This window comes from Amycolatopsis sp. NPDC021455 (genome assembly GCF_040640995.1).
Classification (GTDB): Bacteria; Actinomycetota; Actinomycetes; order Mycobacteriales; family Pseudonocardiaceae; genus Amycolatopsis.
The window spans coordinates 477,920-499,807 of the sequence record NZ_JBFACT010000001.1; the positions used below are offsets into that span (position 1 = coordinate 477,920).

The window sequence follows — 21,888 nt, forward strand, 5'->3', positions numbered from 1 at the left end:
ACAGCGACACGCTCATCCCGCGCCAGGAAGGCCCTTCACCCGCATGACCAGCGACGGCACCACCGCCCCCGTTCCGGCCAAGTTCGCGATGCTCGGCCTGACCTTCGACGACGTGCTGCTGCTGCCGGCCGAATCGGACGTCGTGCCGAGTGCCGTCGACACGAGCTCCCGGCTGACCCGGAACATCACCCTCGGCGTCCCGCTGGTGTCCGCGGCGATGGACACCGTCACCGAGGCGCGGATGGCCATCGCCATGGCCCGCCAGGGCGGCATCGGCGTGCTCCAGCGCAACTTGCCGATCGACGAGCAGGCCGCCGCGGTCGAGGTCGTCAAGCGGTCCGAGGCCGGCATGGTCACCGACCCGGTCACCTGCTCGCCGGACGCGACGCTGGCCGAGGTCGACGCGCTGTGCGCGAAGTTCCGCATCTCCGGCGTGCCGGTGACCGACGCGGCCGGGACGCTGGTGGGCATCATCACCAACCGCGACATGCGGTTCGAGGTGGACCACAGCCGCCCGGTGTCCGAGGTCATGACGAAGGCGCCGCTGGTCACCGCCCAGGTCGGGGTGTCGGCGGACGCGGCGCTCGGCCTGCTGCGCCGGCACAAGATCGAGAAGCTGCCGATCGTCGACGGCGCGGGCAAGCTGCGCGGGCTGATCACGGTCAAGGACTTCGTGAAGACCGAGCAGTACCCGAAGGCGACGAAGGACCCGGACGGCCGGCTGATCGTCGGCGCCGCGGTCGGCGTCGGCCCGGACGGGCACCAGCGCGCGATGGCCCTGGCCGACGCGGGCGTCGACGTCCTGATGGTGGACACCGCGCACGGCCACTCGCGCGCGGTGGTCGACACGGTCTCGCTGCTGAAGAAGGAGCTGGGCGACTCGGTCGACATCGTCGGCGGCAACGTCGCGACGCGGGCCGGGGCGCAGGCGCTGGTCGACGCGGGCGCGGACGGCATCAAGGTCGGCGTCGGCCCGGGTTCGATCTGCACCACCCGGATCGTGGCGGGCGTCGGCGTCCCGCAGATCTCGGCGATCTACGAGGCCGACCAGGCGGCGCGCCCGGCGGGCATCCCGGTGATCGGCGACGGCGGCATCCAGTACTCGGGCGACATCGCGAAGGCCATCGCGGCCGGCGCGTCGACGGTGATGCTGGGCAGCCTGCTGGCGGGCACGGCCGAGTCCCCGGGCGACCTGATCCTGGTCAACGGCAAGCAGTTCAAGGTCTACCGCGGCATGGGCTCGCTGGGCGCGATGCAGTCCCGCGGCCAGGGCAAGTCGTACTCGAAGGACCGCTACGCCCAGGACGACGTGCTCAACGAGGACAAGCTGGTCCCGGAGGGCATCGAGGGCCGCATCCCGTTCCGCGGCCCGCTGGCCAACGTCGTGCACCAGCTGGTCGGCGGCCTGCGCGCGGGCATGGGCTACGCGGGCGCGGAGACGATCGCGCAGCTGCAGGAGGCCCAGCTGGTCCGGATCACCGCGGCCGGCCTCAAGGAGAGCCACCCGCACGACATCACGATGACGGTCGAGGCCCCCAACTACACGACCCGTTAGGTCGCCCTTTCGATCGTTCCGCCCTCGGTCATGGGCCGCCAAGATCGGCCCATGACCAGGGAGGGACGCATGCCGGTATCCCGGCGGACGGTCACCGCGGTGGCCGTGGCAGCAGTACTCGGGCTCGGCGGCGGGGCCGCCGCGTCGGCCGCCGGCACCCCGGCGGCACCGGCGCAGGCGCAGTCGCCCGGCGAGATCTGGAAGCGCACCGAACTCTTCTTCGGCACCGGCAAGCCCGACGGCACCGAGGTGACCGACAAGGAGTTCGCCGCCTTCTCCGAGCGGGAGATCACCCCGGCCTTCCCCGACGGCTTCACCCGGCTCGACGGCAGCGGCCAGTGGCGCGGCGGCACCGGGACGATCGTGCGGGAGCACACGCACGTGATCGTGCTGCTCTACCCGTTCGCCGACCACGACGCCGAACGGCGGATCGAAGGGCTCCGCGCCGGCTACGAAAAGCAGTTCCAGCAGGAGTCGGTACTGCGTTCGGACTCCGTGGAGAAGGTCTCCTTCTGAGTTTCGTGACCTAGCGTGCTTACGGTAATCGGTCTATCGCCTTGCGTGGCAGTCGTGGTGTGCACTGAACGGCATGACGGTCGGCCGGTTCACGCGGGTGCTGCGCACGGTGTTCTTCGCGGCCATCGCCCTGCTCTCGCTGGCCCTCGGTGGCGTGGTCTGCCTGATGTGCCAGGTGCTGGCCGGCCGGGACGCGCCGACCTACCGCGTCGACGGGCACGTGACCTCCCACGAACAGGGGGCCCTGCCGGTCGGCGGGGACGAGCAGGCGGTGAGCCACACCATCGAGGTGGACGCCGACGACCGGCACTACCGCGTCACCGCGGTGGACTCCGGCCTCGACCTGCCGCCCGGCCAGCCGGTGACGCTCGACGTGTCGACGGCGGACGGCAGCATCGCCTACCTGCGGGCCGGCGGCGGCGTCGTCGACCTGCGCCCGGGCGTGGTCCGGCCGGTCCTGCTCATCACCGCGGCGCTGCTCGCCCTGGGCGCGGTCTACTTCGGCGCCGTCCGGCTCAACGTCTACCCGCCGGTGGCGACCTGGCTGGCCCTGGCGCTGGGTGCGCTCCTGGCGCCGGTCGCCGTGTTCGTGCGGGTGTAGCCGTGCGCAGGGGAGTGATCGCACCCGCCGTGCTGGCGGCCTTCGCCGGGGCCATTCTGGCCTTCGGGACGTACGGGGTCCTCGATGCCGGTGGACCGGCCAAGCGGGAAGAAGCCACTGTCGAGACGCGGGGCCAGCACATGGACAGCCAGGCCGGCCACCTGTACGACCTGGCTGTCCGCACGGCGTCCGGCGAGCGGTTCGAAGTTCACTCGTCCGACGCCGGTCTCGACCTGGAGCCGGGATTGCCGGTCACCCTGGAGATCTCCGAGGTCGGGCGGTCGGTACAAGCCGTCGAGGCCGGCGGCCACCGGGTCTCGACCGGGAACTCGGCGGTCGCCGTCGGTGTCATGACGGGGCTGTACGCGGCCTTCTTGCTGGGGTGGGCGCTGGTCATCGCCGTGGACTCGAGACGGTTCGGTGCGGCCGCGGTGAGCATGACGGCCGGATTCGCGGCGGGCGCACTGCCCGTGTTGCTGCTGTTCTAACCCCCGTGCGCGGGTCACCCACGCGGACTAGCGACAATGGGGCACGGCAGATTGTCGTCGTCGGAGGAGGCTTCACGTGCGGGACCTGGTCGAGATCGGGATGGGCCGCACCGCGCGGCGGGCGTATGACCTCGACGACGTCGAGATCGTGCCGTCGCGGCGGACCCGGTCGTCCTCGGTGGTGTCCACCTCATGGCAGATCGACGCCTACCGCTTCGACCTGCCGCTCGTCACGCACCCGACCGACGCGATCGTCTCGCCCGGCACCGCGGTCGCCGTCGGCGAGCTCGGCGGCCTGGGCGTGCTCAACGCCGAAGGGCTCTGGGCGCGCCACGCGAACGTCGAAGACGCCATCTTCCAGCTGGTCCGCGCGGCCGAGGACCTGGAGGACCCGACCGCGGTCGGCCGGGTGCTGCAGGAGCTGCACGCCGCGCCGATCCGGCTCGACCTGCTGACCGAGGCCATCAAGACCGTCCGCGAGTCCGGCGTCACGGTGGCCGCGCGCGTCAGCCCGCAGCACGCCGCCGAGCTGACCCCGGACCTGATCGCGGCCGGCGTCGAGATCCTCGTCGTGCAGGGCACGATCATCTCCGCCGAGCACGTGCAGCGCGACGCCGAGCCGCTGAACCTCAAGGAGTTCATCGGCCGCCTCGACGTGCCGGTGATCGCCGGCGGCGTCAGCGACTACCGCACCGCGATGCACCTGATGCGCACCGGCGCCGCGGGGGTCATCGTCGGCCACGGCTACACGCCGGGCGTGACGAGCACCGACCGCGTCCTCGGCATCGGCGTCCCGATGGCCACGGCGATCATCGACGCCGCGGCCGCCCGCCGCGACTACCTCGACGAGACCGGCGGCCGGTACGTCCACGTCCTCGCCGACGGCGGCATGACGACGTCGGGCGACATCGCGAAGGCCATCGCGTGCGGCGCGGACGCCGTCATGCTCGGTTCCCCGCTGGCCGCCGCGTCCGACGCGCCCGGGCAGGGCCTGTACTGGACGGCGGCGGCCGCGCACCCGTCACTGCCGCGCTCGCGCGTGGCGGCCGGCCCGGACTACGCCGTCGACCTGAAGACCCTGCTGTTCGGGCCGTCGTCCGACGCGGAAGGCGTCGTGAACCTCTTCGGGGCGCTGCGCCGGGCGATGGCGAAGACGGGTTACTCGGACCTCAAGGAGTTCCAGCGGGTCGGGCTCACCGTTCGCCGGTGAGGTGGGCGAGGAACGCCGCGAACGCGCCGGCGGAGTAGACGAGGACCGGGCGGGGCACCTGTTGCTTGGTGTCCCGCACCCCGACGACGCCGGGGCCGGCGCCGATCTCGACGCAGGCGTTCTCCTCGAAGTGGCTGTGGCTCGACTTGCGCCAACCGGTGAGCTGCTCGGGGCCCATCGTGGTCCCTCCCGGATATCGTGTCCCGCCCGACGGGTCTCGCCGACGTGAACATCGAGCATTCAGTTTGCTACCCACGATCACGGCCGGTGAAGCGTCCGTAAGGGTGACCGGCCGGTAACTTACCTCTGGTCAGAACGCGGAGCCGGAGTTACGCTCCCACGTGTGACTGCCAGTAACACCACCACCAGTGCGGGTGGCCCCGACTACGACGTCGTCGTGGTGGGGTCGGGGTTCGGTGGCAGCGTCGCGGCGCTGCGGCTCACCGAAAAGGGCTACCGGGTAGCCGTCGTCGAGGCGGGCCGCCGGTTCGCCGACGACGAGTTCGCGAAGACGTCGTGGGACGTCAAGCGCTACCTCTGGGCGCCGCAGGTCGGCTGCTTCGGGATCCAGCGCATCCACATGCTCAACGACGTCATGGTGCTGGCGGGTGCCGGTGTCGGCGGCGGTTCGCTCGTCTACGCGAACACGCTCTACCGGCCGCTCAAGCCGTTCTACACCGACCGGCAATGGGCGCACATCACCGACTGGGAGGCCGAGCTCGCCCCCCACTACGACCAGGCGAGCCGCATGCTCGGCGTCGTCACGAACCCGACCGTGACCCCGTCGGACGTCGTGATGCGCGACGTCGCGAAGGACATGGGTGTCGCCGATTCCTTCCACCCGACGCCGGTCGGCGTCTACTTCGGCAAGCCGGGCGAGCGCGCGAAGGACCCGTACTTCGGCGGCGCCGGGCCCGAGCGCACCGGCTGCACCGAATGCGGCTCCTGCATGACCGGCTGCCGCGTCGGGGCAAAGAACACGCTGGTCAAGAACTATCTGTACCTCGCCGAGCAGGACGGCGCGAAGGTCATCCCGCTCACCACGGTGACCGCGGTGACGCCCGTCGACGGCGGTTACGAGGTCAGCCTGAAGAAGACCGGGACGACGTCGAAGAAGTTCCGGACCACCATCACCGCCGAAAAGGTCGTCTTCGCCGCCGGGACCTGGGGCACCCAGAACCTGCTGCACCGGATGAAGGACACCGGACGGCTGCCGAAGCTGTCGCGCCGGCTCGGCGAGCTGACGCGCACCAACTCCGAGGCCATCATCGGCGCCGCCCGCACCGACGTCGACGAGAGCCGCAACTTCAGCCGCGGCGTCGCGATCACCTCGTCGATCCACCCGGACGAGCACACCCACATCGAGCCGGTCCGCTACGGCAAGGGCAGCAACGCCATGAGCCTGCTGCAGACCATCGCCACCGACGGTTCGTCGCCGGTGCCGCGCTGGCAGCAGCTGGTGCGGTTCCTGCTGAAGCACCCGATCCGCTCGGCGCGGATGCTCAACGGCTACCGCTGGAGCGAGCGCACGGTGATCCTGCTGGTGATGCAGAGCCTCGACAACTCGATCACCACGTTCACGCGGCGCGGCCTCTTCGGCCGGCGCAAGTACACGTCGAAGCAGGGCCACGGCGAGCCGAACCCGAGTTTCATCCCGGCCGGGCACGAGGCCAACGTCCGCGCCGCCGAGCACATCGGCGGCATCGCCGGCGGCACCTGGGGCGAGATCTTCGACATCCCGCTGACCGCGCACTTCATCGGCGGCGTCCCGATCGGCGCCACCGCCGGTGAAGGCGTCATCGACCCGTACCACCGCGTGTTCGGCTACCCGGGACTGTCCGTCGTCGACGGCGCGGCGATCACCGCCAACCTGGGTGTCAACCCGTCGCTGACCATCACCGCCCAGGCCGAACGCGCGTTCTCCTTCTGGCCCAACAAGGGGGAGGCGGACCCGCGGCCACCGCAGGACGCGCCCTACAGCCGGGTGGAGCCGGTGGCGCCGAAGAACCCGGCCGTTCCCGCGGACGCGCCCGCCGCGCTGCGGCGGTCCTAGCGGCGCGCGTCCGAGGTTCGTTGACAGCGGCCCGGCTCAAAGCGCGCCACATTGGGTGCGCTGGATGCACCGAACGCCACATTGGGTGCGTTGGACGCAACCAACGCCACATTGGGTGCGCTGGACGCACCGAACGCCACATTGGGGCGCATGGCCCGAACCTGAAACGACGTGCGCCGCGCGTCACTAGACTCGGGGCCGTGACGGCATCCGAGAAGGCACACGCGCGGCTCGGCGGGATCAGGAAGCTCGACGACGAATGGGCTCGGGTCATCGGCGGCCTCGGCGAGCCGGAACTGCGCGCCCCCAGCGCGTTGCCCGGCTGGTCGCGTGCGCACGTCCTCGCGCACGTCGCCCGCAACGCCGACGGCCTGCGCAACCTGCTGATCTGGGCGAACACCGGCGTCGAGACCCCGATGTACCCCAGCGCGGAGGCCCGCGAAGCCGACATCGAAGCCGGCGCGCGGCACCCGGCCGCCGACCTCTTGGCCGACGTCGTCGCGTCGGCCGCGCGCTTCGCCGAGTACGCCGAAGCCATGCCGGACGACGCCTGGGCGCGGGAGGCCCGCAACCGGCAGGGCGCGCCGGTCACCGGGGCCGTCGTGGTGCGGATGCGGCTGTCCGAGCTGGCCATCCACCTCGCCGACCTCGACCGCGGCCAGGACCTCGACCGCGTGCTCGGGCTGCTCGGCCCGCTCGCCGAGGACGTCGTCCAGCACGCCATCACGAGCCGGAGTGCGCACCTCCCGGCCCTCCGCCTGGTCGCCGGGGAGTTCGAGTGGACGATGGGCGCCGCCCCGGGCGTGACGGTGACGGGCACGCCCGGTGAGCTGCTGGCCTGGCTCAGCGGGCGGTCCGACGGCTCGGCCCTCGACGGCGACGTGCCGAGGATCCCCGCCTGGTCGTGAAGGGCACGCGTGCCGCGTCCGCTCTAGACTGGGCGTCCCCGGCGCGAGGAGTCCCATTTGGACAGCATGAGCAGGCTGGACTGAACTGTGGAGGAACGCACACAACCCGCCGAACGGCCGCACGTCCACCACCATGTGGATGTGGACAGGCGGACGTTCCTGCGGCTCGCCGGCGTTTCGGCGGCCGGTGCCGTCGCCGCCGCGTGCGCGCCGGGCGGCTCCCCGGCGCCGGCCGCGTCGAGCGGCCCGGCCGCGCCGCCGACGTCCGCCCCGCCCGCCGGCCGCCTGCCCACCGGGCCGCCGAACTGGGACGACCTGCGCAGCCAGCTGGCCGGTAGCCTGCTGCGCCCGGGCACCGACGGCTACGACACCGCCAAGCTCGCGTTCAACCCGCTCTTCGACACCAACAACCCCGTCGCCATCGCGACGGCGTCCACGGTCCAGGACGTCCAGGCCTGCGTCCGGGCCGCCGCCGGGCGGGTGACCCTCGCCGCGCGCAGCGGCGGTCACAGCTACGCCGGCTACTCGGTGCCGCAGAGCGGCCTGGTGATCGACGTCGCCGCGCTGAACAAGATCGAGGTCTCGGGCGGCAAGGCCGTGATCGGCGCCGGCGCGAAGCTGAAGGACGTCTACGCCGCGCTCGGGCGGGCCGGGCGCGCGCTGCCCGCCGGGTCGTGCCCGACGGTCGGCATCGCCGGGCTGACCCTCGGCGGCGGCATCGGCGTGCTCGCCCGCAACTACGGCCTGACCTGCGACCACCTCAGCTCCGCGCAGGTCGTCACGGCCGACGGCCGGACGCTCACCGCGTCCGCGGACTCCGAGCCGGACCTGTACTGGGCCCTGCGCGGTGGGGGCGGCGGCAACTTCGGCATCGTCACCGAGTTCACCTTCGACACCGATCCGGCGCCGGACCTGACGGTGTTCACGCTGCGCTTCCCGGCCGGGTCCGCGGCCGACGTGCTCGGCACGTGGCAGCAGTGGATCGCCGCGATGCCGCGGGAGCTGTGGGCGAACGTGGTGCTCTCGGGCGGGTCGCCGGTGCAGTGCCGCGTCAGCGGGTGCTACGTCGGCGGGACCGCCGGGCTGAACACGCTGCTCAACAACCTGACCACGAACTCGGGCGCGCGGCCGTCGCAGCGCACCGTGCGCAGCGTGGACTTCCTCGGCGCGATGAAGTTCTTCGAGGGCGGTTCGGACCGGCAGACGTTCGTGGGGTCGTCGCGGATCATCACGACGCCGGTGGACGCGGCGAAGGTCGTCGCCCTCGCCGAGGGCCGCGACGGCACCGACCTGCTGATCGACGGCCTCGGCGGCAAGGTCGCCGAGCCGGCGAAGGACGCGACGGCGTTCTGGCACCGCGACGCGCTGGCGAGCGTGCAGGTCTACACCCAGACGACGACGAAGACCCGGGACAAGGCCGCGGATTCGGTCTCCGAGGTCGTCGCGGGCCTCGCCGCGGCCGGCGCGGGCGGCGGGTACGTCAACTACATCGACCCGGCCCTGCCCGACTGGAAGACCGCCTACTACGGCGACAACGCGCAGCGGCTGCAGGACGTCGCGAAGAAGTACGACCCGCAGAACGTCTTCCGGTTCGGGCAGGGCGTGGTCAGTTAGAGGTCGATGCCGGTGAAGACGGTGACGCGCTCCTCCGTCAGGTCGTGCATCGCGGCCAGGACGCCTTCGCGGCCGACGCCGGAGCCCTTGACGCCGCCGTAGGGCATCTGGTCGGCGCGGTAGGACGGGACGTCGCCGATGATCACGCCGCCGACCTCCAGTTCCGCCGAGGCGTGGAAGGCCAGCTGGACGTCGGTGGTGAAGACGCCGGCCTGCAACCCGTAGGCGGATTCGTTGACCGAGCGGAACGCTTCGTCGACACCGTCCACAACGGACACCGCGAGCACCGGGCCGAAGATCTCCTCGTTCCACGCCTTGGTGTCCGGCGGGACGTCGGTGAGCAGCGTCGGCGCGACGGTCGCGCCCTCGCGGGTGCCGCCGGTGAGCACCTTCGCGCCCGCCTCGACCGCCTCGTCGATCCACGCGACGATCCGCTCGGCGGCGGCTTCGTCGACCACCGGGCCGACGTCGGTGTTGCGGTCGTACGGGTCGCCGGTGCGCTGCGCTTCGACGGCCTCCAGTAGCGCGGGCACGAACTCCTCGGCCACGGCGGCGTCCACGATCACCCGCTGCACCGCGATGCAGGACTGGCCGGCCTGGTAGTTGCCGAAAGTGGCGATGCGGTGCGCGGCGCCTTCGGGGTCGGGCCAGTCGCGCAGCACGACGGCCGCCGCGTTGCCGCCGAGCTCGAGCACGACGTGCTTGCGCGGGGCGGCGTCCTTGAGCGACCAGCCGACCGGGCCGGAGCCGGTGAACGACACGACGGGCAGCCGCGGGTCGGCGACGAGCTTCTGCGTCTCCTCGTTTCCCAGCGGCAGCACGGAAAACACGCCCTCCGGCAAGTCCGTCCCGGCCAGGAGCTCACCCAGGATCAGCGCCGACAGCGGCGTCCGCGGCGCGGGCTTGACGACGATCGGCGCGCCGATCGCCAGCGACGGCGCGACCTTGTGCGCCACCAGGTTGAGCGGGAAGTTGAACGGCGCGATGCCGAGCACCGGTCCGCGCGGGACGCGGCGGGTCAGCGCCAGCCGCGCTTCGCCCGCGGGGTCGGTGTCGAGGCGCTGGACGTCGCCGGTGAAGCGGCGGGCCTCTTCGGCGGCGATCCGGAACACCGAAACCGCGCGCTTCACCTCGGCTTCGGCCCATTTGAGCGGTTTGCCGTTCTCGGCGGTGATCACCTCGGCGATCTCCTCGGCCCGCGCGGCGAGCCCGCGGGAGACCTGCTCGAGCGCGCCCGCGCGGACGTGCGCGGGAGTGCGCCGGAACTCCTTGGCGACGGCCGCGGCGGCGGCGACCGCGCGTTCGACCTGCTCCGGCCCGGGCACCGCGACCGTGGCGACCTCGCTGCCGTCGTACGGGTGGTGCACGACGAGGGTGGTGGCGCCCGGCTCGGGGCGGCCGGCGATCCAGGCGGGCCGCGGCTCGGGGGTGATCATGTCCATGCGTACCAACGTAATCCGGGTGGTGGCACGACCGGCGGACCCCCACCCGGACGGGTCACGGCTTGATGAGCACCTTCAGCGCTTCGCGGTCCGCCATCGCGCGGTAGCCGCCGGGGACTTCTTCGACGCCGATGGTCCGGTCGAAGACCTTGCCGGGCCGGTACTCGCCGTCGAGGACGTCCGGCAGCAGCTCCGGGATGTAGTGCCGGGCCGGGGCGACGCCGCCGGTGACGGTGACGTTGCGCCGGAACACGCCCACCCCGATCGGTCCCTCTTCGTACTGGGGCAGCCCGACCCGGCTGACCGCGCCGCCCGCGCGGACGACCCCGATGCCCATTTCGAACGCGCCCTTCGTGCCGACGCACTCGAGGACCGCGTGCGTACCCCGGCCGCCCGTCAGCTCGAGCACCTTCTCGATGCCTTCCTGGCCGCGCTCGGCGACGACGTCGGTCGCGCCGAACTCGCGGCCGAGGTCGGTGCGCGCCTGATGACGTCCCATCAGGACGACCCGGTCGGCACCCAGGCGCTTCGCCGCCAGGACGGCGCAGAGACCGACAGCGCCATCGCCGATCACGGTGACGTTCCGGCCCGCTCGCACGCCAGCTTTCACGGCGGCGTGGTGGCCGGTGGAGAAGACGTCCGACAGCGTCAGCATCGACGCGAGCAGGTCTTCGTCTTCGGTGTGCGGCAGCTTGACCAGCGTGCCGTCGGCCTGCGGCACGCGGACCGCCTCGCCCTGGCCGCCGTCGACCCCCTTGGCACCCCAGCCGCCGCCGTGCAGGCAGGAGGTCTGGAGCCCTTCGCGGCAGAACTCGCAGGTGTTGTCGGACCAGACGAACGGCGCGACGGCGAGGTCGCCCTTCTTGACGGTGGTGACGTCGGCGCCGGTCTCCTCGACGATCCCGAGGAATTCGTGGCCGATCCGGCGGCCACGCTCGCTCGGCTTCATGTCGGCGTACGGCCACAGGTCGCTGCCGCAGATGCAGGATCGGACGACCCGCAGGACGACGTCGGTGGGCTCGGCCAGCTTCGGGTCCGGAACGGTCTCGACCCGGACATCGCCGGCACCGTAGATGACTGTCGCTCGCATACTGGGGCCTTCCCTGGGCTGAACATGACAAACGTCGGGGGTGCGGCGGCCTTGGCGCGCCTAGATTCTCCGTCATGACCAGCCCGTCCGCAGTCCGCAACCCGTTCGGGGCCCTCGCCGGGGCGACCCGCCGCCCTTACCTCACGGCCGCGGTCTTCGCGGTGACGCTGGCGTGCGGGATCGCGCAGCTGGCGCACCCGCCGCTGTACGACGCGATGCGCCGCGACGCCGCGCGCATCGACGCGGGGGAGTGGTACCGCCTGGTGACGGGCATGTTCTTCCAGGACGGGTGGGCGTTCGGCCTCACGTCGAACTTGGTCTGGCTGGCGGTGTTCGGCACGCTCGCCGAGCGCGTCTTCGGCCGCGCGAGGTGGCTCGTCCTGTACTTCGGCTGTGGCCTGTTCGGCCAGGTCATGAGCTACCTCTGGCTCAACCCGGTCGGCGCGGGCAACTCGATGTGCGTCGCCGGCCTGGTCGGCGCCTTGGCGGCGGTGGTCATGGTCGCTTCGCGGCGCTACGGCGTGGTGCTGCCGGTGCAGTTCCGGGTCATCGCGTTCGCGGTGCCGGTGCTGGCCGTCGTCGACACGGTGGCGCACGACAACCACGGCCTGCCCGCGCTGCTCGGCCTGGCCCTGGGCTTCCTGCTGCTACCGGCTCCGGTAAAGGTCGCGCAGGAGTAGGACCTCGGCGCAGTGGTGGATCATCTCGCGGTGGATGTGCAGCACCAGCGTCGCCATCGGGTACTCCGCGTACGGCCCCTCGGCCGGGCCGCACGGCCGCGCGAGACCCTCGTCGTCGAGTGACCGGACGCCCTCGATCCACCGTGTGCAGTACTCGTCGAGCCGGGACAGCGCCTCGGCGGCCGTCCCGGCGTACGGGTAGTCGTCGTACGTCATCGCCGGGCCGCCGAAGTGCGAAGCCGTGCGCATGCCCAGGACGCCGACCAGGATGTGGCCGAGCCGCCAGGCGATCGTCGTCACCGGCGGTGGCGTCGGCTCGGGGAACGCGAAGTCGATGGTGAACGGGCCCGTGCCGGGTTCGTCGTCCGACTTCCGCGGGCGTACGGTCCAGCAGCCCGCCACCGGCTCCCAGAAGTACTCGTCGTCGGTGAGCCCCTCGAGCTTCGGGCGCGTGTGCACCCGCCAGTGGAAGTCGAGCTGGTCGGTCAGTTCCTTCGTCCAGTTCACAGCCATACCGCGCACCGTAGGCCGGATCGAGGACAGCACCGGCCCTGAATCCCAGGTGACCCGGCCCACCTGGGACGATGGAGGCCTATCCCACCGTCGCAGGAGGTCGCCAGGTGCCCAGTCCCACCGGTCCGGTTCTCGTCGTGGACTTCGGGGCGCAGTACGCGCAGCTGATCGCCCGGCGCGTCCGCGAGGCACAGATCTACTCGGAGGTCGTCCCGCACAGCGCGTCCACCGAAGAGATCCTCGCGAAGAACCCCGCGGCGATCATCCTCTCCGGCGGCCCTTCGAGCGTGTACGCCGAAGGCGCGCCGGGCATGGACCCGAAGCTCACCGAAGCCGGCGTCCCGATCTTCGGCATCTGCTACGGCCACCAGCTCCTGGCCAGCGCGCTCGGCGGGGTCGTCGAGCCGACCGGCGTCCGCGAGTTCGGCCGCACCGAGGTCCGCGTCACCGGTGACGGCGGCGTCCTGCACGCCGGCCTGCCCGCGCACCAGCCCGCCTGGATGAGCCACAACGACAGCGTCACCAAGGCGCCGGAGGGCTCGGTCGTCACCGCCTCTTCGGACGGCGCCGAGGTGGCCGGCTTCGAAGACGTCGAGCGCCGGTTCGCCGGCGTCCAGTACCACCCGGAGGTCGCGCACTCGCCGCACGGCCAGGAGGTGCTGCGCCGGTTCCTGCACGACATCGCGGGCATCAAGCCGCAGTGGACGACGTCGTCGATCGTCGAAGACCAGGTCAAGCGGATCAGCGAGCAGATCGGCGACGGCCGCGCGATCTGCGGCCTCTCCGGCGGCGTCGACTCCGCCGTCGCGGCCGCGTTGGTCCAGCGCGCCATCGGCGACCGGCTGACCTGCGTGTTCGTCGACCACGGCCTGCTGCGCGCGGGCGAGCGGACCCAGGTCGAGCGCGACTTCGTCGCCGCCACCGGCGTCAACCTGGTGACCATCGACGCGCGCGAGCGGTTCCTCGACGCGCTCGCCGGCGTCACCGACCCGGAGCAGAAGCGCAAGATCATCGGCCGCGAGTTCATCCGCGTCTTCGAGCAGGCCGAGCGCGACCTCAAGGCCGAGGGCGACTACCGCTTCCTCGTCCAGGGCACGCTGTACCCGGACGTCGTCGAGTCCGGCGGCGGCGAGGGCACGGCCAACATCAAGAGCCACCACAACGTCGGCGGCCTGCCGGACGACCTGCAGTTCGAGCTGGTCGAGCCGCTGCGGCTGCTGTTCAAGGACGAGGTCCGCCGCGTCGGCCTGGAGCTGGGGCTGCCCGAGACGATCGTGCAGCGCCAGCCGTTCCCCGGCCCCGGCCTGGGCATCCGCATCATCGGCGCGGTCGACCAGGAGCGCCTCGACACCCTGCGTGCGGCGGACCTGATCGCCCGCGAGGAGCTGACCGCGGCCGGGCTGGACCGCAGCATCTGGCAGTGTCCGGTGGTGCTGCTGGCCGACGTCCGCAGCGTCGGTGTCCAGGGCGACGGCCGGACGTACGGGCACCCGGTGGTGCTGCGGCCGGTGTCGTCGGAGGACGCGATGACCGCGGACTGGACGCGCCTGCCGTACGACGTCCTGGAGCGGATCTCCACGCGCATCACGAACGAGGTCCCGGAGGTCAACCGGGTGGTCCTGGACGTCACGTCCAAGCCGCCGGGCACCATCGAATGGGAGTGAACCCGCGTTAGACAGGGCTCGAGGCCCCGGCGTGGGATCCGGGGCCTCGAGGGCTTTCCTGTCAGCGGCGGCGTTTCCCGCCGAACGACGCGCCGAGGAGCATCAGCCCCACGAACACCGCGCCGCCGGCGACCACCCAGCGGAAGTCGAACCGCGGGAGCCAGCTCGCGCCGTCCGAAAGGACGTAGGCCGACACCAGCAGCGTCGCCACGCCCATGATCAGGGTGAAGACGTCCACGCCGTGCTTGACGGGTTGGGTTTCCGCCGGGTTGTCGTAGGCGTAGGGGTTCTGGTCAGGCACGTCGCACCTCCACGTTGCCCACACTGTTCGACACGTGCAGGGTGATCTTCTGGCCGCCGACGCCGTCGGTGCCGTTGTCCGTCCCGGTCAGCGCGTCCTGGCTGACGCCGTTCGTGGACCGGTCGAAGCACGAAACGTCGCCGGCGCCGGTGTGGCAGTCGAAGGTGACGTCCGCGGTCTCCGGCACGATGACCGTGGTGTTGCCCGCGCCGTTGTTCACGGTCGTCGAGTACGGCGCCCCGGCGGGCAGCTTGCTCAGGTCGAGGTCGATGTCGCCCGCCGCGTGCTGGTAGAGCGGCTGCACGTCGGCCACTGTCCGGGGGTTGGGCGTGAGGTCGCCGACGCCGCCGCGGAAGTCGAGGTCCTGGAACGGCGCGGTGGTCAGCACCATCCCGGCGATCGCCAGCGGCACCGCCAGCCCGATCAGGCCGCGCCCGCCGCCGGTGAACGCGCCGGTGACCAGGCCGATCCCGACCACGCCGAGGACCAGGCCGATGATGTGCTGCGCGGAGAACCAGCCGGCGCCGTTGAGGTTCGCCAGCACGCCGGCGCCGGCGGTCACCACGGCGATCGCGAAGATCGCCGAGCCCACCTTCGACCGGTGCCGCCGTTGCGGCGCCCGGTACGGCGGCGGCGTGGGCCGCGGCTCCTGGACGGGCGGCGCGTCGGGCAGATCCCAGCCGGCCGGGTCGGCGGCGAGGGGATCCCAGCCCCGCGCCGGCGACGGCGCCTCGGCGGTGTCGGTCATGGTGAAGGCTCCGTTTCCGGTGAAGGCCGGGTACGACGTCCGCGCGACGACCGGCGCGGGGCGGTTCTCGTGGCCGCGGTTGCGGTGCAGCAGGTAGAGCGCGGCGGCGATGAGCGCGAAGCTGATGAGCCCGCCCCCGTCGAACCAGGCGCCGGTGAACGAGCCCCCGACGCTGACGACGGTGAGCACGAGCAGCACGACCGCGAAGGCGGGCGAAACCGACGACCGGCCGCGCCCGATCAGGCCTTCGAAGCCGGACACCTCGTCGCTCTCGCCGGGCAGGAACAGCCACCCCAGCAGGTAGAAGGGCACCCCGAAGCCGCCGAAGATCGTCGTGACGACCAGCGCGATCCGCACGACGACGGGATCGATCCCGTACCGGTACCCGATCGCGGCGGCGACACCGGCCACCTTCCGCCCGGCGTGCGGCCGCCGGGGCCGGCTGACCCAGAAGTCCTTGACGGTCTCCTCGAAGCCGTTCAGGGGACTCGGCTTCGGAGCCCGTGACTCGCTCGCACCACTCATGGGGAAAAGCATGCGCCACCAGCCGCGGCGCGACATCCGGGATGGTCCCTGAGGTTTCCCCGGGGCTCGACCCGGAGGTGGTTGCGGATCAGGGGTTTCCCCGATGGAACCCCGTGCCGCCGCGTGTGACCATGGACGGCGTGCAGGAGTCCCTCGACCACGTGACCTCCGAGCAGGTCGTCACCACGGACCCGTCCCCGCCCAAGATGTTCCGGCGGCGGTCCGGGCGGGCGATCGCCGGTGTCGCCGGTGGCCTCGCCGATCACCTCGGGGTGCCGGTCGTCTGGGTGCGGACGGCCTTCGCGCTGCTGGCCGCGCTCAACGGCGCCGGGCTGCTCGCCTACGGCCTCCTCTGGGTCTTCGTCCAGCAGCAGTCCGAAGAAGCCGCCGACGCCCCGACGCCGAAGGAACGGCAGCAGGCTTTCGGGCTGGTCGCGCTCGGCGTCGGTCTCGCCGTCGCCAGTGGCACGCTCACCGGGTTCATCAGCGGCTGGGTCGCCGTGCCGCTCGCCGTCGCCATGATCGGTGCCGCCGTCGTCTGGCGGGAGGCCGACGAGTCGCAGCGCCGCCGCTGGAAGGTCGGCGCGAAGGACGGCTTCGCCGGGGCCTTCCTCGGCGGTGGCGGCTGGTCGGCGGTGATCCGGATCGTCGCCGGCGTCGCGCTGGTGATCACCGGCATCGGGGTCGTCGTGCTCCGCAGCGGCAGCCTCGACCAGGTCCAGTTCGCGCTCATCGCCGTCATCGCCACCCTGATCGGCGTCGCCGTGCTGACCGTGCCGTTCTGGCTGCGGCTGGTCCGGGACCTTTCCGACGAGCGCAAGGCGCGCATCCGCACCGACGAACGCGCCGAGATCGCCGCCCACCTGCACGACTCCGTGCTGCAGACCCTCGCGCTCATCCAGAAGCAGAGCGAGTCGCCGCGCGAGGTCGCCCGGCTGGCCCGCAGCCAGGAACGCGAGCTGCGCGGCTGGCTCTACGGCCCCAACGGCTACGGCAAGCCGGCCGAGAACGTCGAGGAAGCCACCGGCCAGCTGTCCGAAGCACTCGCCACGGCGTGCGGCGAGGTCGAGGACACCTTCGCGATCTCCGTCGGCCAGGTCGTCGTCGGCGACGCCGAGCTGGACGAGTCGCTGGTCGCGCTCGTCCAGGCCGCCCGCGAGGCGATCGTCAACGCCGCCAAGCACGCCGGTGTCGACGAAGTCAGCGTCTACGCCGAGGTCGAGCCGACGTCGGTCACCGTGTTCGTGCGCGACCGCGGCAAGGGCTTCGACCCCGAGCTCGTCCCGGACGACCGCCACGGGCTCGCCGACTCGATCCGCGGCCGGATGACCCGCCACGGCGGCACGTGCAAGGTCCGCACCGCGCCGGGGGAGGGCACCGAAGTGCAGCTCGCCATGCCGGTCAAAGCGGGCAAGGGAGCGGCGTGAGGCGGCTATGCTCGACGACGTGACGGACAACCAGCGTGAACCGGTCAAGGTGTTCCTCGTCGACGACCACGCGCTGTTCCGCGCGGGGGTGCGCACCGAGCTCGACTCGATCACCGATGAGGTCCGCGTGGTCGGCGAGGCCGGTTCGGTCGCCGAGGCCGTCGCCGGGATCGCCCGGACGAAGCCGCAGGTCGTGCTGCTCGACGTCCACATGCCCGACGGTGGCGGCGCGGAGGTGCTGCGCCGGGTCCGCCCGGAGCTGCCGGACGTCGTCTTCCTGGCCCTCTCGGTCTCCGACGCGGCCGAGGACGTCATCGCGGTCATCCGCGCCGGCGCGCGCGGGTACGTCACGAAGACGATCTCGTCGAAGGAGCTGGTCCGCGCGGTGGTCCGGGTCGCGGACGGCGACGCGGTGTTCTCGCCACGGCTGGCCGGGTTCGTCCTGGACGCGTTCGCCGACCGGCCGGGCTCGGCGCCGATCAACGACCCCGAGCTGGACCTGCTGACCCCGCGCGAGCGTGACGTCCTGCGGCTGCTGGCCCGCGGCTACGCGTACAAGGAGATCGCGTCGGAGCTGTTCATCTCGGTGAAGACGGTGGAGACGCACGTCTCGAGCGTGCTCCGGAAGACCCAGCTGTCGAACCGCTACGAGCTCTCCCGCTGGGCCTCCGACCGCCGCCTCGTCTAGACGCGCTCTTCCGCCGGCACCGGCACCGGCGCCGCGACGGGCTTCTGGATCCGCGTCAGCGCGACGCCGCCCAAGACGACCACCATGCCCGCGATCACCCGCAGGTTGAGCTGCTCGCCCAGGAACACCGCGCCCAGCAGCACCGACACCACCGGCAGCAGGTAGCCGACGACGGACGCGGCGACCGCGCCTTCGCTCGCCAGCAGCTGGTAGTTCAGCGCGAACGCGATGCCCGTCGACCCGACGCCGAGCACCAGCACCGCGAGCAGCGGCCCCGCGGAGACGTGCACCGGCGTGAGCCCGCCCACGGGCAGCGCCAGCATGAGGAACCCGCTGGCCAGCAGCATCTGCCCGGCCGAAGTCCCGTACGGCGACAACGCCGGGTCCGACAGGTACTTGCCCTCGTAGACGAACGCGAAGCCGTAGCTCGCCGCCGCGGCCAGGCAGGCCAGCGCACCCCAGCTCAGCAGGCCCGACGCCTGCCACGGCGCGAAGATCAGCAGGATTCCGCCGAGCCCGACGAGCAGTCCGGCCAGCCGGGTGCCGGTCATCCGCGACGACGTCCCCATCAGCGGCGCGGCCAGGAGCACCCACAGCGGCGTCGTCGAGTTGAGCACCCCGGTGATCCCGGAGTCGACGGTCGTCTCGCCGATCGCGAACAGCAGGAACGGCAGCGCGTTGTGGAAGAACGCCGCGACGGCCAGGTGTCCCCACATCCGCCGTCCGCGGGGCAGCCGTGCCCGCCGCAGCCGGCACAGCACGAGCAGCATGGCCGCGCCGAGCACGAGCCGCGCCAGCACCAGCTGCACCGGCGAGAACATCCCCAGTCCCAGCTTGATCCAGAAGAAACTCGAGCCCCACATCAGCGCCAGCGCACCGATCCTCAGCAGGGTCTTCGTCTCGCCCACCCAGTCCTCCTTCGCCGATCAGAGCCAGCTTTCACCCAGTTCAGAAGTAAGGACAAGCGAAATTAACTGCACGAACCTTTAAGCTCAGCTGTACGATCGCGAGCATGCTCGACGTCCGCCGCATGCAGGTTCTCCGCGCGGTGATCACCAGCGGGTCGATCACCGCCGCGGCCCGCAACCTGGGCTACACGCCGTCCGCGATCAGCCAGCAGCTGTCGGCGCTGGAACGCGAGGCCGGCACCGAGCTGCTCGAACGCGTCGGGCGCGGGGTCCGGGCGACCCCGGCGGGGGCGCTGCTGTCCGAGCACGCCGAGACGCTGAGCGCCGAGCTCGCCCGGGCCGAAGCCGCGCTGACCGAGCTCAAGGAGGGTCGCATCGGCCGCGTCTCCATCCGCTACTTCGCGACCGCCGGCGCGTCGCTGGTCCCGCCCGCCATCGCCGCGGTCCGCCGCGAGCACCCCGGCGTGCACCTCGACCTCAAGCTCGTCGAACCCGACGACCCGATGGTCGACGTCGAAGCGGGCGTCGCCGACGTCGCGATCACCGTCTTCCCGCGCAAGACCCCGCCCGCCAAGGGCGTCGAGCTGGTGCACCTGCTCGACGACCCGTACCGGGCGGTGCTGCCGAAGACCCACCCGCTGACCCGCAAGCGCGTGCTGGACCTGACGGACTTCGCCGAGGAACCCTGGGTCGGCGTCGACGGCCTGCCCGGCATCTGCCGCGAAATCCTGGACAGCGCCTGCGCCTCCGCCGGGTTCGCGCCGAACATCGTCGTCGAATCCGAGGACTACCAGACGGCGCAGGGGTTCGTGGCCGCCGGCATCGGTGTCGGCCTCATCCCGGAACTCGGGCTCGGCGCCCAGCACCCCGGCGTGGTCGTCCGCCGGATCCGCCACCCGGAGCCGGTCCGCGTGATCCACGCCGCGGTCGCCTCGCGGGCCGCGAGCCATCCGGCCGTCCGCACGCTGCTGGCGGCCATGCGCACGGCGAGCGCCAAAGTGGCCTGACTGAAAAAGTCCCGGTCCCTTTTCCGCATGTTATCGGTTCGATAAAAGAATGCGTGAATTCCCGCCGGGCAGGTCTGCTTGATCGTTCCCTGGTCACTCAGAGTGGTTCCAGTTGAGGGCTTTTACCTGCGCTTATAGGGCCGTCCGGCCCTGGGTGTCCGCTCGTTCGTCGCTTACGGTGGTCGCGCGATCAGTGATCTCCGTGACGTCCGATGCCGCCGCGGAGAAATGCGACGAGCGGACCTGCCGCTTTCTCTCATCCCTCCCTGCAGAGAGCAACCACCATGAGCAATCGAGCGACAAGACGGGTACGGCGCCGTGCCGGCATCACCTTGCTGGGCGCCATCTGTCTCACCTTCGGCACGCTGACCTCCGCCGAAGCGAACCTCGCCGGCAGCCCGTTCGACGCGGCCGACGGCAACCTCGTCCTCAACGACGAGACCCAGGACTGGGTCAACGCGCCCAACCTCGCGAAGGGCCTCGACAAACCGACCGGCCAGACCGACGACTCCTTCGGCCAGGGCACCAAGGAGGACACCACGGTCCCGACCGTCGTCGACGGCTCGATCCCGAACAACAAGAGCGACCTCACCCGGCTGTACGTCGCGAACCAGCGGGTCGGCGGGAAGGAGTTCCTGTACCTGGCGTGGGAGCGGGTCCAGGAGCCGACCGGCACGACCAACATGGACTTCGAGTTCAACCAGTCGGCCACGCCGAGCGCCAACGGCGTGACCCCGGTGCGCACCGCCGGTGACGTCCTGATCAAGTACGACCTGTCCCAGGGTGGCGTCAACCCGGTGCTCGGCTACCACCTGTGGGTCACCTCGGGCAACGCCGCGACGGTCTGCGAAGCCAGCAACAGCGTTCCGTGCTGGGGCAAGGTGCAGTCCCTGAGCGGGAACTTCGAAGGCTCGATCAACACGCCGTCCGTCACCGACCCGATCGCGCCGAACGCGCCGCGGACGCTGTCCCCGCGCACCTTCGGCGAAGCCGCGGTCAACCTGACCGACTCCGGCATCCTGCCCCCGGGCACGTGCAAGAGCTTCGGTGCCGCCTACCTCAAGAGCCGGGCGTCGGACTCCTTCACCGCGGCGGTGAAGGACTTCATCGCGCCGATCCCGGTGAACGTCTCCAACTGCGGCAAGATCGTCATCCGGAAGGTGACCGTGCCTTCACCGGACCCGACGAACACGGCGTTCCCGTTCACCCTGACCGGCGGACCGTCCACGTTGAACAAGTCGTTCTCCCTCAAGAACGGCGAATCCGACACGACGAGCAACGTCCTGGCCGGCTCGGGCTACAGCGCCGCCGAGACGGTGCCCGCGAACTGGTCGCTCACGAGCGCCACGTGCGACGACGGCAGCCCGGTGACCAACATCGACGTCAGCGCCGACGAAACGGTCACCTGCACCTTCACCAACACCCTGCAGCTCGGGGCGATCAAGGTGACGAAGACGCGCAAGCACGCCGCCGACGGCGCGGGCGACCACCCGCACGCCGGGGTGAACTTCACCGTCAACGGCGTCACCAAGGCCACCGACAGCGCCGGCGTCGCCTGCTTCGACGGCCTGGTCTTCGGCAGCTACACCGTCCACGAGGCGGTGCCGGCGGGCTACCACGTCGATGCCAACGACAAGTCCGTGACGGTCGACAACACCGCCACCTGCGGTGCCACTCCGTACGCCGGTGAGAACGTGTCGTTCCACAACACGCCGCTCACCGACCTCACGGTCGGCGTCAACTCCCAGGTCGACGGCGGTACGGCGTCGACGATCGACTGCACTGTCGCGAGCGGTTCGACCGGAGCGGGTGGCGACGGTTCCGTCACCGCGTCGAACCTGGAACCGGGCACCTACACCTGCGTGATCGTGGTCGATCCGTGAGCTGACGGGCCCTGAAGACGCGTGCCGGGTGCGGACGTCCGCACCCGGCACGCCCGTGTCCGGTGCG

General features: G+C 71.5%; 21 protein-coding genes. 14 read left to right on the top strand and 7 right to left on the bottom strand.

Annotated elements, in window-relative coordinates:
- The first annotated feature begins 43 nt into the window (after positions 1–43).
- From guaB to AB0G28_RS02605, 5 genes are all read left to right on the top strand, one after another.
- Positions 44–1,555 (top strand): IMP dehydrogenase, encoded by a 1,512-nt coding sequence (gene guaB / locus AB0G28_RS02585; protein WP_361082176.1) that lies wholly within the window; start codon positions 44–46, stop codon positions 1,553–1,555.
- A gap of 51 nt (positions 1,556–1,606) precedes the next feature.
- On the top strand, positions 1,607–2,071 hold the full coding sequence (locus tag AB0G28_RS02590) for a DUF3574 domain-containing protein (protein ID WP_361082178.1): 465 nt from the start codon (positions 1,607–1,609) through the stop codon (positions 2,069–2,071).
- A gap of 73 nt (positions 2,072–2,144) precedes the next feature.
- Positions 2,145–2,672, top strand: a complete 528-nt coding sequence (locus tag AB0G28_RS02595; RefSeq protein WP_361082180.1) for a hypothetical protein — start codon at positions 2,145–2,147, stop codon at positions 2,670–2,672.
- 2 nt (positions 2,673–2,674) lie between these two features.
- Positions 2,675–3,160 (top strand): hypothetical protein, encoded by a 486-nt coding sequence (locus AB0G28_RS02600; RefSeq protein ID WP_361082182.1) that lies wholly within the window; start codon positions 2,675–2,677, stop codon positions 3,158–3,160.
- Positions 3,161–3,236: 76 nt separating this feature from the next.
- Positions 3,237–4,370 (top strand): GuaB3 family IMP dehydrogenase-related protein, encoded by a 1,134-nt coding sequence (locus AB0G28_RS02605; protein ID WP_361082184.1) that lies wholly within the window; start codon positions 3,237–3,239, stop codon positions 4,368–4,370.
- Here AB0G28_RS02605 and AB0G28_RS02610 read toward each other — a convergent pair.
- Positions 4,354–4,548 (bottom strand): DUF397 domain-containing protein, encoded by a 195-nt coding sequence (locus AB0G28_RS02610; protein ID WP_361082186.1) that lies wholly within the window; start codon positions 4,546–4,548, stop codon positions 4,354–4,356. The two genes, AB0G28_RS02605 and AB0G28_RS02610, sit on opposite strands and share 17 nt — an antisense overlap.
- Positions 4,549–4,713: 165 nt before the next feature.
- Here AB0G28_RS02610 and AB0G28_RS02615 point away from each other — a divergent pair, with 165 nt between their 5' ends.
- The 3 genes from AB0G28_RS02615 (at position 4,714) to AB0G28_RS02625 (ending at position 8,945) form a co-directional block, all read left to right on the top strand.
- Positions 4,714–6,423, top strand: a complete 1,710-nt coding sequence (locus AB0G28_RS02615) for a GMC family oxidoreductase (protein WP_361082188.1) — start codon at positions 4,714–4,716, stop codon at positions 6,421–6,423.
- 200 nt (positions 6,424–6,623) lie between these two features.
- Positions 6,624–7,331 (top strand): maleylpyruvate isomerase family mycothiol-dependent enzyme, encoded by a 708-nt coding sequence (locus tag AB0G28_RS02620; RefSeq protein ID WP_361082190.1) that lies wholly within the window; start codon positions 6,624–6,626, stop codon positions 7,329–7,331.
- Between the two features lie 135 nt (positions 7,332–7,466).
- Positions 7,467–8,945, top strand: a complete 1,479-nt coding sequence (locus tag AB0G28_RS02625; protein ID WP_361082366.1) for an FAD-dependent oxidoreductase — start codon at positions 7,467–7,469, stop codon at positions 8,943–8,945.
- Here AB0G28_RS02625 and AB0G28_RS02630 read toward each other — a convergent pair.
- Together AB0G28_RS02630 and AB0G28_RS02635 are read right to left on the bottom strand one after the other, a co-directional pair.
- On the bottom strand, positions 8,942–10,387 hold the full coding sequence (locus AB0G28_RS02630) for an aldehyde dehydrogenase family protein (RefSeq protein ID WP_361082192.1): 1,446 nt from the start codon (positions 10,385–10,387) through the stop codon (positions 8,942–8,944). The two genes, AB0G28_RS02625 and AB0G28_RS02630, sit on opposite strands and share 4 nt — an antisense overlap.
- A 55-nt stretch (positions 10,388–10,442) precedes the next feature.
- Positions 10,443–11,477: a zinc-dependent alcohol dehydrogenase family protein gene (locus tag AB0G28_RS02635; protein WP_361082194.1), complete on the bottom strand. Its 1,035-nt coding sequence runs from the start codon at positions 11,475–11,477 to the stop codon at positions 10,443–10,445.
- Positions 11,478–11,551: 74 nt separating this feature from the next.
- On the opposite strand from AB0G28_RS02635, the gene AB0G28_RS02640 reads away from it, so the two are divergent.
- Complete coding sequence (locus tag AB0G28_RS02640; RefSeq protein ID WP_361082196.1) at positions 11,552–12,157, top strand: rhomboid family intramembrane serine protease; 606 nt, start codon at positions 11,552–11,554, stop codon at positions 12,155–12,157.
- Here AB0G28_RS02640 and AB0G28_RS02645 read toward each other — a convergent pair.
- Positions 12,125–12,670: a DinB family protein gene (locus AB0G28_RS02645; RefSeq protein ID WP_361082198.1), complete on the bottom strand. Its 546-nt coding sequence runs from the start codon at positions 12,668–12,670 to the stop codon at positions 12,125–12,127. The genes AB0G28_RS02640 and AB0G28_RS02645 overlap by 33 nt on opposite strands.
- A gap of 107 nt (positions 12,671–12,777) precedes the next feature.
- Here AB0G28_RS02645 and guaA point away from each other — a divergent pair, with 107 nt between their 5' ends.
- Complete coding sequence (guaA, locus tag AB0G28_RS02650; protein ID WP_361082200.1) at positions 12,778–14,334, top strand: glutamine-hydrolyzing GMP synthase; 1,557 nt, start codon at positions 12,778–12,780, stop codon at positions 14,332–14,334.
- A 61-nt stretch (positions 14,335–14,395) separates the two neighbouring features.
- Here guaA and AB0G28_RS02655 read toward each other — a convergent pair whose 3' ends face one another.
- Together AB0G28_RS02655 and AB0G28_RS02660 are read right to left on the bottom strand one after the other, a co-directional pair.
- A complete protein-coding gene (locus tag AB0G28_RS02655; RefSeq protein WP_361082201.1) occupies positions 14,396–14,635 on the bottom strand; it encodes a hypothetical protein in 240 nt (79 codons plus the stop codon).
- Positions 14,628–15,908, bottom strand: coding sequence for a PspC domain-containing protein (locus tag AB0G28_RS02660; protein ID WP_361082203.1), 1,281 nt, complete (start codon positions 15,906–15,908; stop codon positions 14,628–14,630). Before AB0G28_RS02660 ends, AB0G28_RS02655 begins: the two co-directional genes overlap by 8 nt.
- Before the next feature lie 125 nt (positions 15,909–16,033).
- Between AB0G28_RS02660 and AB0G28_RS02665 the strand changes: the two genes are divergently transcribed.
- Both AB0G28_RS02665 and AB0G28_RS02670 read left to right on the top strand, forming a co-directional pair.
- Complete coding sequence (locus tag AB0G28_RS02665) at positions 16,034–17,335, top strand: PspC domain-containing protein (RefSeq protein WP_361082368.1); 1,302 nt, start codon at positions 16,034–16,036, stop codon at positions 17,333–17,335.
- A 7-nt stretch (positions 17,336–17,342) separates the two neighbouring features.
- The gene (locus tag AB0G28_RS02670; RefSeq protein ID WP_103342484.1) at positions 17,343–18,023 is read left to right on the top strand and encodes a response regulator transcription factor; all 681 of its coding nucleotides are present in this window, start codon (positions 17,343–17,345) and stop codon (positions 18,021–18,023) included.
- On the opposite strand, the gene AB0G28_RS02675 is transcribed toward AB0G28_RS02670, so the two are convergent.
- Positions 18,020–18,931: a DMT family transporter gene (locus AB0G28_RS02675; protein ID WP_361082205.1), complete on the bottom strand. Its 912-nt coding sequence runs from the start codon at positions 18,929–18,931 to the stop codon at positions 18,020–18,022. The genes AB0G28_RS02670 and AB0G28_RS02675 overlap by 4 nt on opposite strands.
- Before the next feature lie 104 nt (positions 18,932–19,035).
- Here AB0G28_RS02675 and AB0G28_RS02680 point away from each other — a divergent pair, with 104 nt between their 5' ends.
- Both AB0G28_RS02680 and AB0G28_RS02685 read left to right on the top strand, forming a co-directional pair.
- The gene (locus AB0G28_RS02680; protein WP_361082207.1) at positions 19,036–19,938 is read left to right on the top strand and encodes a LysR family transcriptional regulator; all 903 of its coding nucleotides are present in this window, start codon (positions 19,036–19,038) and stop codon (positions 19,936–19,938) included.
- Between the two features lie 284 nt (positions 19,939–20,222).
- Entirely contained in the window at positions 20,223–21,821 is a 1,599-nt protein-coding gene (locus tag AB0G28_RS02685) for a prealbumin-like fold domain-containing protein (protein ID WP_361082209.1), read from the top strand.
- The last annotated feature ends 67 nt before the right edge of the window (positions 21,822–21,888 follow it).